This is a genomic window from Enhydrobacter sp. (assembly GCA_025808875.1).
Taxonomy (GTDB): domain Bacteria; phylum Pseudomonadota; class Alphaproteobacteria; order Reyranellales; family Reyranellaceae; genus Reyranella.
This window is the reverse complement of record CP075528.1, coordinates 323306-336062: the sequence shown is the minus strand read 5'-3', so window position 1 is coordinate 336062 and position 12757 is coordinate 323306. Positions and strand designations below refer to the sequence as shown.

12 protein-coding genes are annotated in these 12757 nt (G+C 67.4%); 7 read left to right on the top strand and 5 right to left on the bottom strand.

All coding sequences use genetic code 11. The features are described from left to right. Positions 1-510 precede the first annotated feature (510 nt). Both htpG and KIT25_01560 read left to right on the top strand, forming a co-directional pair. Positions 511-2409 carry a molecular chaperone HtpG gene (gene htpG / locus KIT25_01565; GenBank protein ID UYN95664.1) on the top strand — a complete coding sequence of 633 codons (1899 nt, stop codon included), beginning with the start codon at positions 511-513 and terminating at the stop codon, positions 2407-2409. A gap of 205 nt (positions 2410-2614) precedes the next feature. Next, the gene (locus KIT25_01560; GenBank protein UYN95663.1) at positions 2615-3160 is read left to right on the top strand and encodes a hypothetical protein; all 546 of its coding nucleotides are present in this window, start codon (positions 2615-2617) and stop codon (positions 3158-3160) included. Between the two features lie 106 nt (positions 3161-3266). On the opposite strand, the gene KIT25_01555 is transcribed toward KIT25_01560, so the two are convergent. The 4 genes from KIT25_01555 to KIT25_01540 form a co-directional block, all read right to left on the bottom strand. Continuing rightward, a complete protein-coding gene (locus tag KIT25_01555) occupies positions 3267-4373 on the bottom strand; it encodes an NAD(P)H-dependent oxidoreductase (GenBank protein UYN95662.1) in 1107 nt (368 codons plus the stop codon). A 129-nt stretch (positions 4374-4502) separates the two neighbouring features. Next, positions 4503-4922: a RidA family protein gene (locus tag KIT25_01550; protein UYN95661.1), complete on the bottom strand. Its 420-nt coding sequence runs from the start codon at positions 4920-4922 to the stop codon at positions 4503-4505. A 166-nt stretch (positions 4923-5088) separates the two neighbouring features. Then, positions 5089-5958, bottom strand: a complete 870-nt coding sequence (locus KIT25_01545) for an MBL fold metallo-hydrolase (protein ID UYN95660.1) — start codon at positions 5956-5958, stop codon at positions 5089-5091. Between the two features lie 78 nt (positions 5959-6036). After that, complete coding sequence (locus KIT25_01540) at positions 6037-6816, bottom strand: SDR family oxidoreductase (protein ID UYN95659.1); 780 nt, start codon at positions 6814-6816, stop codon at positions 6037-6039. A gap of 276 nt (positions 6817-7092) precedes the next feature. On the opposite strand from KIT25_01540, the gene KIT25_01535 reads away from it, so the two are divergent. The 5 genes from KIT25_01535 to KIT25_01515 all read left to right on the top strand — a co-directional run bounded on the left by KIT25_01535 (position 7093) and on the right by KIT25_01515 (position 11991). Then, the gene (locus tag KIT25_01535) at positions 7093-7686 is read left to right on the top strand and encodes a TetR/AcrR family transcriptional regulator (GenBank protein UYN95658.1); all 594 of its coding nucleotides are present in this window, start codon (positions 7093-7095) and stop codon (positions 7684-7686) included. A gap of 10 nt (positions 7687-7696) precedes the next feature. Next, complete coding sequence (locus KIT25_01530) at positions 7697-7981, top strand: hypothetical protein (GenBank protein UYN95657.1); 285 nt, start codon at positions 7697-7699, stop codon at positions 7979-7981. A gap of 216 nt (positions 7982-8197) precedes the next feature. Continuing rightward, on the top strand, positions 8198-10063 hold the full coding sequence (locus KIT25_01525; protein UYN95656.1) for a dihydroxy-acid dehydratase: 1866 nt from the start codon (positions 8198-8200) through the stop codon (positions 10061-10063). Positions 10064-10087: 24 nt separating this feature from the next. After that, a complete protein-coding gene (locus KIT25_01520) occupies positions 10088-10996 on the top strand; it encodes an LLM class flavin-dependent oxidoreductase (GenBank protein UYN95655.1) in 909 nt (302 codons plus the stop codon). A gap of 23 nt (positions 10997-11019) precedes the next feature. Further along, positions 11020-11991 carry a hypothetical protein gene (locus tag KIT25_01515; GenBank protein UYN95654.1) on the top strand — a complete coding sequence of 324 codons (972 nt, stop codon included), beginning with the start codon at positions 11020-11022 and terminating at the stop codon, positions 11989-11991. A 6-nt stretch (positions 11992-11997) separates the two neighbouring features. On the opposite strand, the gene KIT25_01510 is transcribed toward KIT25_01515, so the two are convergent. Beyond that, positions 11998-12663: a hypothetical protein gene (locus KIT25_01510; GenBank protein ID UYN95653.1), complete on the bottom strand. Its 666-nt coding sequence runs from the start codon at positions 12661-12663 to the stop codon at positions 11998-12000. Between the last annotated feature and the right edge of the window lie 94 nt (positions 12664-12757).

The following is a 12757-nucleotide window of genomic DNA, read 5'->3' as shown; positions in this document are numbered from 1 at the left end:
CTGCGAGCGGAATACTACCAGACTTTCCTGTGGGAACCGCGACTTGAACCCTGCTGCTCACAAGGCCCCATCGCCCCTTGCAACTTGCGTGTCCGCTCTTGGCCCAGAGCTGACGTTGTCTGTGGGGCGCAGGGATGTCCACCTTTGAGGGGTAAAGCGAAACGGCATTCGGTAGCTCGAGTGTCCGACCAAGAGAGCGAACAATTGCCTTCGGTGCCAGCACCGGCAATCGCGCTGGGACTTCTGGCGAGTCTGGCTACCTTTATCGGGCTTGGAATTGCGATCTACGCTTTGAGGTGACTCTCAGAAGCCTTGATCCGGTTCATAGGGCTATGGCGTAGGTATAGTGCTCATCATCGTCGTGCACGGCCCGCCAGCGTGTCGAACGCCAACCATCGACCCGCAGTCCGCCTGCGCTGACAGGCGGGAGTTCCGCCGCGCGACCCACTTGCCCCGGCGATCAATTGTCCTATATCCCCGCCGCGAAATGTATCCGAGGGACCGACGGCGATGAGCGACGAGGCGGGAGAGAAGACGGCACGGCACCCGTTCCAGGCGGAGGTGGCCGAGCTGCTGAACCTGATGGTCCACTCGGTCTATTCCGAGACAGACGTCTTCCTGCGCGAGTTGATCTCCAACGCGTCCGACGCATGCGACAAGGTCCGCTACGAGGCGATCGCCCGGCCCGAGCTGCTGGCCGGCGACGAGAGGCTCGCCATCCGGCTGAAGCCCGACGCCGCCGCCAGGACCCTGACCGTCGTCGACAACGGCATCGGCATGGACCGGCAGGAGCTGATCGACAATCTCGGCACCCTGGCGCGCTCCGGCACCAAGGCGTTCCTCGCGGGATTGAAGGACGCGAAGGACGGGCTCGGCCTGATCGGCCAGTTCGGCGTCGGCTTCTACGCCGCCTTCATGGTGGCCGACCGCATCGTCGTGACCAGTCGCTGCGCCGGCGCGAGCGAGGCCTGGAGCTGGACCTCGGAGGGCGGCGCCGGCTTCGAGGTCGCGCCGGCCGGCGAGGCCGAGGCGGCGCGCGTGGCGCGCGGCACCGAGATCGTGCTGCATCTCAAGGAGGACGCGGCGCGCTACCTCCAGCCGTTCGAGCTGGAGCGCGTCGTCCACACCTACTCCGAGCACATCCTGTTCCCGATCGAGCTGGTCGACGACAAGGGCGAGGCGCGGCAGGTCAACGCGGCGAGCGCACTGTGGCAACGGCCGAAGTCGGAGCTGAAGCCGGAGGACTACACCCAGGCCTACCGGTCGACCGCCATGGCCTTCGACGAGCCGGCGCTGACCCTCCACTACAAGGTCGAGGGACGGCAGGCCTACGCCGTGCTGCTGTTCGTGCCGAGCCAGCCGCCCTTCGACCTCGCCGATCCCGGCCGCAAGGGACGCGTGAAGCTCTATGTCCGCCGCGTCTACATCACCGACGATGCCGAGCTCCTGCCCGCCTACCTGCGCTTCGTGCGCGGCGTGGTCGACAGCGAGGATCTGCCGCTCAACCTGTCGCGCGAGATGCTGCAGAACAACCCGCAGGTCCGGCAGATCCGGAACGGACTGGTCGGCCGCGTGCTCACCGAACTGGAGAGCGCCGCCACGAAGGAGGCGGAGACCTTCGGCAGGATCTGGAGCGCCTTCGGCCCGGTCCTCAAGGAAGGGCTCTACGAGGATCACGAGCGACGCGCCCAGCTTCTCGCGCTGGCACGCTTTTCCACGACGGCCGGCGAGACGCCGCGCACGCTCCGGGAGTACGTCGCCGATCTCAAGCCCAATCAGACGGAGATCTACTATCTGGTGGGCGACAGCCTGGAGCGGCTGAAGTCGAACCCCAAGCTCGAGGCGGCGCGGGCGCGCGGCATCGAAGTGCTGCTGCTCACCGATCCGATCGACGCCTTCTGGACGACCCTGCCGCAGGAGTTCGAGGGCAGGAAGCTCAGATCGCTGAGCCAGGGCGATGTCGATTTCGGCCCGGTCCCGCTGCTCGATGCGGAGAAGAAGGACGACGCCGACAAGCCCGACGGCCAGGAGGAAGCGGCGCTCCTCGAGGCGATCAAGGGCGTGCTCGGCGACGCGGTCGCCGACGTGAAGCCCTCGACCCGCCTCACCGAGAGCGCCTCCTGCCTGGTGGCGAGCGCCCACGGCCCCGACCGCGAACTCGAGCGCCTGCTCGCCCACCAGAGACAGGGCAGCGGCGCCAAGCCGATCCTCGAGCTCAACATGAAGCATGCGCTGCTCCGCGCCCTCGGCGCCGCCCGAAAGGAGGACCGGACCGGCGACGTGCAGGACCTGGCGCACCTCCTGCTCGACCAGGCGCGCATCCTCGACGGCGAGCTGCCGGCCGAGCCGGCCGCCTTCACCAGACGCCTCAACGACCTGGTCCTGCGCGGCATGCAGGCGGAGAAGTAGCACTCGATCGATATCGAGCCGAACAAGCGCCGACTTGGCGCGCCGGCGCTGCCGGTCGGCGCGTATGCGAGCGACCACAGCGGAGTGCCGCCATGGCGCCGCCGCGACGCGACGCCTTGGTCGTGGCGCGGGTATCAAAGGCTGTTTGGACCGCCCGCAAGAAGGCTAGAATATATTTCACTTACCCGGTGCGGAGGAGAGGCAGGTGTCGGAAAAGATGGACGCACTGCTCGCTTACATGGCGGATGCGGGTGAGCAAGCCCGCCACCACGAAACCGAGCGGAGTTCCTTCACCAATGCGGGACTTGGCTTTGCGGGGGCCATCGCAACCGTCGCCGCGAGCGCAGGACAAGGTGGGACGCCACTTTTAGTCGGCGGAATTGCGGTCGTGTTTCTTGGCGTCTTCGGTCTTGTCTTGTCGCTAAAGTGCTACGAACGCAATCGTTTCCACGTGAAGGTGTTCGAGCTGGCGCGAAAAGCCATCGACACCGCACTTGCAGGCGGAACTCCACCACCGTCGCTGACGGAAATTCGCGCGGCCGCGGAACTCGAGCATAGAGCGCAGTTTCGCACACTGTATTCCGCGCCTCGCTCTTCGTCCTCCGGCGCTTCGAAGGCAAGACCATCTTGGCTTGTCGGGCTCCGATTGAACCGCCTCTGGCTCATCGCCTGGATCCTCGTGATCAGTGGCGGAACCGTGCTGACTGTGGCCGGGGCGGCGATATGGTGCGGCGACACGCGCACCGGATAGACGAGACCGAGCTTCCCGTCGGCGCCGGCAGCGCAGGCCGAGCAAGCCGAGCGCCCTGGAGCCCGCCGAGCCACCCCGCCGATATGAGCGCGCGTGCGCAAAAGTGCTAGGGATCCTCGGAATCGAGATGATGAGCCTTGCGACCGCCTCGCGCGATCTGGGATGCGGCACTGTCCGACTCCGCCAGACGTCCCGCCAGCTCGACGCATCGATCGACAAGCTCACAAGCACCTTGGTGCAGCTCGGCGCTGTTTCGAACCTCGGTAATGTGATTCTCCATATCCTCGGCCGACCAGCCACGACTATGGGCGATGAATGGAAACGGCGGAAAAGAGAAACCGAGTTCTCCGAAGAACATCATCATCTGCCCGACGACCGCCTGAACATTGTCCTGCCCGCCGATCACGATGAAGGCGGCGACCTTGTTGCGGATGAGCACTCGATTATGGATCGTGATCTGGTTTTGCACGCAATTCAGCCGCTCCGTCATCTTGACGTAGAGCGAACCGGGACCGCCCCACCGGATGGGCGTGGCGATCAACACGATGTCGGCCCAAAAAACCAGCGCCTCATAGACCGCGTCGAGCTGATCGGTGGCGTCCATCTGCGTGATCGTACAGGGCCACGTGCAGGCATGGGCACTCTTCGAGTAATAGCCCTCGCACGCCCGGAAGCGAAGATCGTTGAGACGGATCAAACGTGTTTCCATTCCAGCTTCCCTGGCGTGGCCGAGCGACGTCTGAAGCAGGCCTTCGGAAGTGGAATAGCGCGGGAACTCGCGGTTCATGGCCGTCGTGGAGATTCCGGCAACCCGCAGCGGACCCGGTTCGCGCACGATGGCCCGGCTCAACGGGTGCTTGACATGCGGTGCCTGAATCCGCCGGGTGACAGGGGTGAGATCGATGTAGAGATCTTCGCCTTGAATGCGCAACGCGTGGCTCGGCACCGCGGCTGCAACTCCTGGCCGTGCCTGGCCGGTCGAGCGATGAAACATCCAGTTGTGCCAGGGACAGACGATATAGTCGTCCTTCAGTGAGCCTTGGCCGAGAGGTCCGCCGGCATGATTGCAGACGCCGGAGACTGCTCCGAACTCGCCGTCGCGGTAGGAAAGGGCAATGCGGACACGGCCGACTTCGAGCTGCTGAAGAGCGCATTTCTTCAGGTCTTCGACGGCCCCCAACCGCTGCCAGTTCTCGTTGGCTTGGTCTGCCATCTCATCTCCTTCCTCGATGCAAGCAGCCGAGGTCCGGCACGCCAAAATAGGCGGCCCGACCACGATAAACCATCACAATCACGTCGTTCGTCGTGCGCGGCACGGCACCGACTGCCGAGGCACCGAAGCTCAGGGCAGGATGGCTTCGCCTTCGATCTCGACCTTTGCCTGCGGATCGATCAACGCCGAGACCTGTACCAACGTCATCGCCGGGAAATGCTTGCCCAACGTCGCACCCCACGCCGCACCGATTGCGGCGCCGGCGCCGTTGAACTCCGCAATGTCCGTCACATAGGCGCGCAGCATCACCAGATGCCCTGGCTCGCCTCCCGCCGCCTTCAGAACGGCCACGACATTGCTCAGGGCCACGCGCCACTGCGTGCCGGCGTCCGTCCCCGGGGCGATATGGGCCTGTCCGGGCTCCCGGCCAATCTGCCCCGCGATGCGCACGCTCTTCGTGCCCCTGGCGACGACGGCATGCGAGAAGCCACGCGGCCGCGACCAGCCGTCCGGCAGGATCGGCGTATAGGCGATGTCGGATGGGCTCATACTTCGTGTCTCCTCCAGGATCAGATCGGACGGGTCAGTGATTCCAGTCAGGCTCCATGTCGGCTTCAACGTACGCTACCGCAAGTGCGTGGACGTACTTTGTAAGGATCGGGCTCTCTCTACCGCTACCAACCGCCCCTTCATCGGTTCGGCGTCACGCTCGGACTCATGCGTATTCCAGGCGGAAGCCGTCGCCCCAGCGCTTGATGTGGCCGACCGAGGGCGAGGGGAAATGCATGGTGCAGCACAAGGTGTCGGTGTCGCAGTAGCGCTCGAGGAAGCTCCGGCGCGTCCGGATGGCCTGCTCGCGGTCGGTGTCGACGCGCATGACCAGGTCGGGATAGCGGGCCTGGATCGGCGAGTGGATCAGGTCGCCGGTGAACACCGCGGCGTCGGAGCCCTTGCCGGCGCAGACCGCGAAATGGTCGGGCGTGTGGCCCGGGGTCGGGCTCAAGCGGACATGATCGTTGAGCGCATGGTCGCTGGCGACCAGCTCGGCCCGGTTGGCCTCGATGATCGGCAGCACGCTGTCGCTGATCTGGTCGAGCGGGGTCTTCTTATGGATCTCGCTCCAGTAGGTGTATTCCTTCTTCGAGAACAGGTAGCGCGCCTTCGGGAAGGTCGGCACCCAGCGGCCGTTCTCCAGCCGCGTGTTCCAGCCGACGTGGTCGCCGTGCAGGTGCGTGCACATCACGAAGTCGATGTCCTCGACCCCGAGGCCGGCCGCCTTCAGCGCCGCCATCCAGTTGCCGTCGGTCTTCTTGTTCCAGGTCGGCCGCTGCGGGAAGTTCTTGTCGTTGCCGATGCAGCTGTCGACCAGGATGTTGTGATGCGGCGTCTTGACGACGTACGACTGGAAGCACAGCACGACGTTGCCGGTCGCGCTGTCGTAGCCGCCGGGCGCCAGCCAGGCGAGGTTTTCGCTCAGCGTCTCCTTCGACAAGGTCGGCAGGAAGTCGAGGATCGGCGTGAAGCCCTGCTCCTGCTCGACGATCCGGTGGATGGTCATGTCGTTGACGGAAAAGCTCGTGCGCATCGCTGGCGTCTCCTCACCCGTGGTCCCTTCGAATTCGCCGCGCCATCATAGCCCAGCCCGCGGCCGATGGGGCACGCCTCACAGCGCGGTCATGCCGCCATCCACGAACAGTAGCGCGCCGGTGACGTAGGAGGCATCGTCGGAGGCGAGGAACAGGATGGCGGCGGCGACCTCCTCGGCCCGGCCCGGGCGCTTCAGCATGGTGCCGCGTGCCGCCTGCGCGTTGTACTGCTCGACGGTCTCGCCGGCCGCCGCGATGCGGCGCTGGTGGAACGGCGTGAAGATCGGACCGGGACCGACGGCGTTCACGCGAATGCCTTCCGCCGAGTGGTCGGCGGCGAGTGCGCGCGTCAGGCCCGCGATCGCCGCCTTGGTGGTGTCGTACTGCAGGTTGCCGCCGCCGGCGACGACAGACCGGACGGAGGCGACGTTGACGATGGCTCCCCCGGGGGCACCGCCCTTGTTGCGTCGCATCAGCGGGACGGCCGCCTTGGCGCAGAAGACGTAGCTCATCAGGTTGACGCCGAGGATCTCGTTCCAGCTCGCCGCGCTCGCCTCGTCGATCTTCTCGTACTTTCGGATGCCGGCATTGTTGACGAGGATGTCGAGGCGCCCGAACTGCCGCGCGGCGCCGTCGACGAAGGCGAGGCAGGCGGCTTCGCTGCCGACGTCGGCCTGGGTGAAGGCGACCCGGGCGCCGGCCTTTTCGAGCTCGCTCGCCACGCGCCGGCCGCCCTCGCCGTCGCGGTCGCAGAAGGCCACGCTCGCGCCCTCGGCGACGAAGCGCCTGACCGTCGCCTCGCCGATCCCCGATGCGCCGCCCGTCACCGCGGCGACCTTGCCGTCGAGCCTTGCCATGTCGTCCCCCTTCATTGCATTGCGAAACCTGCTCCCTCGCTTCAGGCCCGAGGAGCGCCGCCGATCATCCCCTGCCGCCGCGTCCAAGGCGAGGCCGTCATGGACCGACGAGTCGCTGGCACGATGATGGCCTCTTCGCCGGTCGTGCACTGCGCGAACGATCCACTGGCCGTCATTGACCGTGTAGGACATTTGTCCTAATCGTTCCTGGGTCGAATGTCCTACGACGTGGTTCACGGCTGGTGCCCGGGCGCGCGATATTCGTGGAGGTCGGACATGGGCGCGAGCGAAACCCGCAGGCAGATCGTGGATGCCGCAGATCGCCTCTTCTACGAGCAGGGCTTCGAAGCCACCTCGCTTGCCGACATCGCCCGGGACGTCGGCCTCTCTCGCGGCAATTTCTACTACCACTTCAGGACGAAGGACGAGATTCTCGATGCCGTCATCGCGCAGCGCGTAGCGAATACGCGCGCCATGCTCAAGGCCTGGGATGCGGAGTCGCCGACAGGTCGCATCCGCAGCTTCGTTCATATCCTCATCGTGAACCGAGCGAAAATCATGGCCTACGGCTGCCCGGTCGGCACGCTCTGCAACGAACTGGCCAAGCTCGATCACGCGGCGAAGGACGACGCGACCCTCCTGTTCGCCTTGTTCCGCGCCTGGCTCTCCCGCCAGTTCGCCGCCCTCGGGCGCAAGGCGGATGCCGATGCCCTGGCCCTCCACGTCTTGATGCGCAGTCAGGGCGTTGCGACGCTCGCCACCGCCTTTCGCGACGAGGATTTCATCCGCCGCGAGGTCGCCGACGTGGAGGCATGGCTGCGCGCCCAATGCCCTGCGAAGTCACGCCCGGCTTCGCGTCAACCCGCCTGACGGAGAAACCATGCACGTCATCACCCTTCGCTTTGCCGACAAGAGCAAGGCGCCGCAATTCATGGACGCGCACAACGCCTGGATCAAACGCGGCTTCGACGACGGCGTTTTCCTGCTGACGGGCAGTCTTCAGCCGAATGCGGGCGGGATGATCCTCGCGCACAATGCGTCTCGGGAGGAGATCGAGGCTCGCGTGCAGGACGACCCCTTCGTCGCCGAGGGTGTCGTCGACGCCGAAATCCTCGCCGTCACGCCGGGCCGCGCCGATGAACGGCTCGCCTTCCTGAAAGCCTGAGCCGCGAGCGCGGCGATCTCGCATCGCGAGCCGTTCCGGCAAGCCCGGATCGTAGCCGCGCCGGTTCCGTTCGACGCGCGACGTGCGTCGGCGCCGATGTCATCGCCGGCGCAGAGCGAACCCGGCCATCCGCCTAGGCAATGTCCGGGGCGGCTGGTACAAAACCGGCCGCCGCGAGCGACGCTCGACGCCATCACCGCCACGGACGTGCAGGACATGAACAGCAGGAACGTCATCATCGACCGGCATCCCGGCCGCTCCAGCCAGACCATCGGCATGGCCCGCGTCATCGGCACCGATCCCGACCTGATCCACGAGCCGTCGGTCGGCGTGGTCGGCACCAAGGGCGACAGCCAGTGCTATCTCGGCGTGATGGCCAAGGTCGACGCCATCCACGAGGCGCTGAAGGGTCGCATCGGCAGCGGCCAGGGCCAGCTCCGGCTGCGCCTCGTCCAGCCCGAATACACGATCGCCACCTCCGACGGCATCCGCAACGGCACGCGCGAGATGCGCTATTCGCTGATCGGCCGCGAGATCACCCACGATTCGCTGTGCGAGCACCTGAGCGCGACCGGTCTCGCCGGCACCATCGCCGTCGTCGCCTGCGACAAGCCTCCGGTCGGCGCGCTGGCCGCCCTGCTCGAACACAACCGGCCCGCCATCATCATGTCGGACGGCCCGATCCATCCCGGCAGGGATCCCGAATCGGGCGAGGCGCTCGACATCGTCAGCGCCTACCAGGTCGCCGGCCACCCCGACGCCGCGCTGCGCGAGCGCATCGCCTGCCACGCCTGCCCAGGCATCGGCAGCTGCGGCGGCATGTTCACCTACAACACCATGCAGACCTTCATTGGCACGGTCGGCATGCAGCCCCTGCACATGGTGGCGCCGCCGTCCGACGATCCGCGCCGGCTCGAGGAGTTCCCCGCCGAGCTCGTCCGGATGCTCGCCGACCTGATCGACAAGGACATCAAGCCGCGCGACATCGTCGGCCGCGATTCGATCCGCAACGCGGTGATCGTCGCCATGGCGATCGGCGGCTCGACCAACGTCGTGCTGCACGCGCCCGAGATCGCACGCGCCGCGGGCTTCGCCGACTTCTGGAAGGAAGTCATGACGCCGGAGGAGTTCAACCACCTCTCCCAGTACCTCGTGCCGGTGCTGACCGACGCACGGCCCTACGGCAAGTATTCGATGGTCGACATCGACAAGGCGGGCGGCGTGCAGACCATCGTGCGCGAGCTGCTCGACGCCGGCCTGCTGAACGGCGAGGTGCTCACCTGCACCGGCGAGACGCTGGCCAAACAGGTCGAGCGGCTCGGCGCCAGGCGCGCCGACGGCAAGGTCGTCTACGCCGTCGACAAGCCCTACAAGCCGACCGGCGGCCTGCGTGTGCTGGGCGGCAACCTGTCGCCGGATTTCTCCGCCATCCTGAAGCTCGCCGGCGTCGAGGGCGGGCTGGAGAACAACGTGTTCCGCGGCAAGGCGCGCATCTTCGAGGGCGAGCGCGGCCTGCTGGAGGCGCTCGACACGAATCCCGGCCAGTTCCAGAACCACGACATCGTCATCGTGCGCTACGAGGGGCCGAGCGGCGCGCCCGGCATGCCCGAGATGCTCGACCCGACCTCGCGCATCACCGCGCTCTGCCGCGAGCGCAACATCGTGGTGGCGCTGATGACCGACGCGCGCTTCTCGGGCGGCTCGGTCGGGCTGGTGATCGGCCATGTCGGACCCGAGGCGGCGCTCGGCGGCCCGATCGCCCTGCTCGAGGACGGCGACGAGATCGTGGTCGACCTCAACAGCAACGAACTGAACTGCCCCGCCCTCGCCGACAAGGCGACGCGGGAGCGGCGCCAGGCGGCGTGGGACAAGGTCGTCGCCGCCAATGGCGGGCTGCATCCCCATTGCGGCGTCGCCGACACCCGCCTGCTGCACCGCGCGCGGCTGACCGCCGTGCCGGCGACGCGCGGCGGCGGCCTGCATCCCAACCGCGAGGTCTGGGTGCGCGAGCCGCGCCGCGCCGAGCGCTCGGGCTTCACGCCACGCAACCGGCACCGACCGGACCGCAACAAGGCGTTCTGAACCGACGACCGGAGGAATCGAACGATGGCCGAACCGCTGCCCGCCCTGTGCCTGATCGCCGTGCCGGGGCGGCGGCGGACCACCCTCGAGCTGTGCCGCGAGGCCGAGCGGCGCGGCTATGCCGGCATCTACGTGCCGAGCCCGTTCGGCAACATGTCGATGTGCGAGGCGCTCGCCTGGAACACGACGTCGGTGCCGTTCGGCACGGCCATCGCGCCGATCTACCAGCGCACCATCGTCGATTTCGCGCAGAGCGCGGCGATGATGCACGAGATCTCGAATGGGCGCTTCCGCCTCGGCATCGGCATCGCCCACGGCCCCTCGCACGTGCGCATGGGCGTGACGCCGGGCAAGCCGCTCGCCGACACCCGCGCCTTCATCGAGAAGTTCCGCGCCGAGAAGTCGTTCGGCGCGCTGCCGCCGATCATCGTCGCCGCCTTGCGCCGCAGGATGGTGGCGCTGGCGGGCGAGCTGGCCGAGGGCGTGGTGTTCGCCAACGCCTCGCTGTCGCACATGGAAACCTCGCTCCAGGCGCTGCCGGCGGCCCGGCGCAACGATGCCGATTTCTTCATCGGCAACATGATCCCGACCTGCATCTGCGACGACGTCGAGGCCGCCCGGGCGGTGAATCGGCGCACGCTCACCAACTACGCCTTTCTGCCGAACTACCGGAACTACTGGAAGGAGGCAGGCTACGTCGAGGAGATGGACGCGATCGAGACGGCGGTCGCCGAGGGCCGCCGCGACGACGTGCCGAAGTACCTGACCGACCGCTGGCTGGCCGACAACACGCTGTTCGGCCCGACCGCCGCGGTGCGCGAGCGCGTCGAGGCGTGGCGCGCCGCCGGCGTCCACACGCCGATCCTCGTGCCCTCGTCGGCCGCCGGCAACCAGATGAAGGCGATCGAGGAGGTCTTCGCCGCATTCGCCTGAGGAGCGGGCGGCGGCGGCGCGCGATGCATCTCTATTGCACCTACTTCGACCATCGCTTCCTCGCGCGCGGCGTGGCGATGATCCGCTCGCTCCGCCGCGTCGATCCGGGCTGCCGCATCGTCGTGCTCTGTCTCACGCCCGACGGCGAACGGGGCCTGGCGCGCGAGACGGGCATCGAGGCGATCCGGCTCGCCGATTTCGAGCGCGACCATCCCGACCTGCTGGCGATCAAGGACACGCGCTCGCTGCGCGACTATTACTTCACCCTGTCCGGCTGCCTGGTGGCGGCGATGCTGCGCCGCGCCGCGCCCGACGGGATCGTGACCTATGTCGACGCCGACCTCTTCTTCTATTCGAGCCCCGCGCCGCTGTTCGAGGCCATGGCCGGAGCCTCGGTCGGCCTCGTTGGTCATCGGCACCATTGGTGGACGAAGCGCCTGGAGAAGTACGGCCGGCTGAATGTCGGCTGGGTGAGTTTCCGCAACGACCCGGTCGGCTGGATGGCGGCGCATTGGTGGCGCGAGCGCTGCATCGAATGGTGCTACGGCTATGTCGACGGCGAGCGCTTCGCCGACCAGAAATACCTCGACGGCATGATCGCCGCCTTCCCCCGGGTGGTCGAGATCGCCCATCCGGGCGCCAATCTCGGGCCGTGGAACATCTGCCGGCATTCGGTCGCCGCATCCACCGATGGACGCTTCGTCGTCGACGGCGGCCATCCGCTGATCTTCTTCCACTACTCGGGGCTGACCCGGCTCGACGCCGATCTCTATCTCTGCAGCAACGTGTCCTATCTCGGGCCCTTCACGCCGACGGTGCGGCGGAGGCTCTACGCGCCCTATCTCGGCGAACTCGAGCGGATCCGGCGCGAGCTCGGCCTGCCCGACGAGGTCGAGCCCGACGAGCGCGGAGAGCCGCGGCTGCGGCGCCGGTTGATGGCGCCCGTCCTGCGACTCGCCGGCCGCCTCGCCGGGCACTACGTCACGCCGGCCTGACGCCGGTCACTCCTCTTCCCCGCGGCTCGTCCAGCGCGGCGGCAGCAGGCGCGTGTTGAGATAATAGTGCGGGCTGTTGTGGGTCAGGCGGAGCGTGCCCACCAGCGGCAGGTCGTACTTGCTGTGGAAGTAGATCTCGGCGCGCTGGACGATGCCGGCGTCGTCGACGATCGGATGGCCGATCAGGGGGCGGAACGGGCAGCGGAAGTGCGCCGACTCGCCGGGCTCGAGCCGCTGCGTGCCCGACGGGAACTGGACGTCGACCGAGTCGATCAGAGTCGGCGGCGTGCCCGACGCCCGGATATGGGCGAGCACGCAGCCGATCCTGAGATCGGCGAGGGGAAACCACGGGCTGGTGTTCTCGACCCGGAAGGCGACGTCGAACGGCGAGCCGGTCACCACGTCGTCCGACGAATAGGCCGGCACCGGCCGCAGCGACCACAGGCCCGCGGCGGCGAGGGCGAGCAGGAAGAGCGCCGAAACCGTCACCAGCGCGCGCCGCAGCCACGACACCTCCTCGCGCGCCATCGCGAGCAGTTCCTGCCGCAGGGTGAGCGGCGGCGGCGCGGCGCGGCGCGCCTGTCGCCCCGGCACCTGTGGCGCCCGCGGCGCGGCCCTTCCGGCGGCGGCCCGTCCGGCGGCGGCTTTCGCGGTCTTCTTCTTTCTCGCCATGATCCCCGGTCGCTATACATCGCTCGTCGGGAGCGACCAAGCGCCTGAAAACGCTGGCGTATCGGGCACGGCTTCCGCTTCTTCCGAGATTTCC

Excerpts from the sequence above, each read along its gene's own strand:
- KIT25_01550 (UYN95661.1), bottom strand. The coding sequence starts at position 4,922 with ATGAGCCCATCCGACATCGCCTATACGCCGATCCTGCCGGACGGCTGG.
- KIT25_01535 (UYN95658.1), top strand. The coding sequence starts at position 7,093 with ATGGGCGCGAGCGAAACCCGCAGGCAGATCGTGGATGCCGCAGATCGC.
- KIT25_01510 (UYN95653.1), bottom strand. The coding sequence starts at position 12,663 with ATGGCGAGAAAGAAGAAGACCGCGAAAGCCGCCGCCGGACGGGCCGCC.
- htpG (UYN95664.1), top strand. The coding sequence starts at position 511 with ATGAGCGACGAGGCGGGAGAGAAGACGGCACGGCACCCGTTCCAGGCG.
- KIT25_01525 (UYN95656.1), top strand. The coding sequence starts at position 8,198 with ATGAACAGCAGGAACGTCATCATCGACCGGCATCCCGGCCGCTCCAGC.
- KIT25_01515 (UYN95654.1), top strand. The coding sequence starts at position 11,020 with ATGCATCTCTATTGCACCTACTTCGACCATCGCTTCCTCGCGCGCGGC.
- KIT25_01555 (UYN95662.1), bottom strand. The coding sequence starts at position 4,373 with ATGGCAGACCAAGCCAACGAGAACTGGCAGCGGTTGGGGGCCGTCGAA.
- KIT25_01520 (UYN95655.1), top strand. The coding sequence starts at position 10,088 with ATGGCCGAACCGCTGCCCGCCCTGTGCCTGATCGCCGTGCCGGGGCGG.
- KIT25_01540 (UYN95659.1), bottom strand. The coding sequence starts at position 6,816 with ATGGCAAGGCTCGACGGCAAGGTCGCCGCGGTGACGGGCGGCGCATCG.
- KIT25_01530 (UYN95657.1), top strand. The coding sequence starts at position 7,697 with ATGCACGTCATCACCCTTCGCTTTGCCGACAAGAGCAAGGCGCCGCAA.
- KIT25_01545 (UYN95660.1), bottom strand. The coding sequence starts at position 5,958 with ATGCGCACGAGCTTTTCCGTCAACGACATGACCATCCACCGGATCGTC.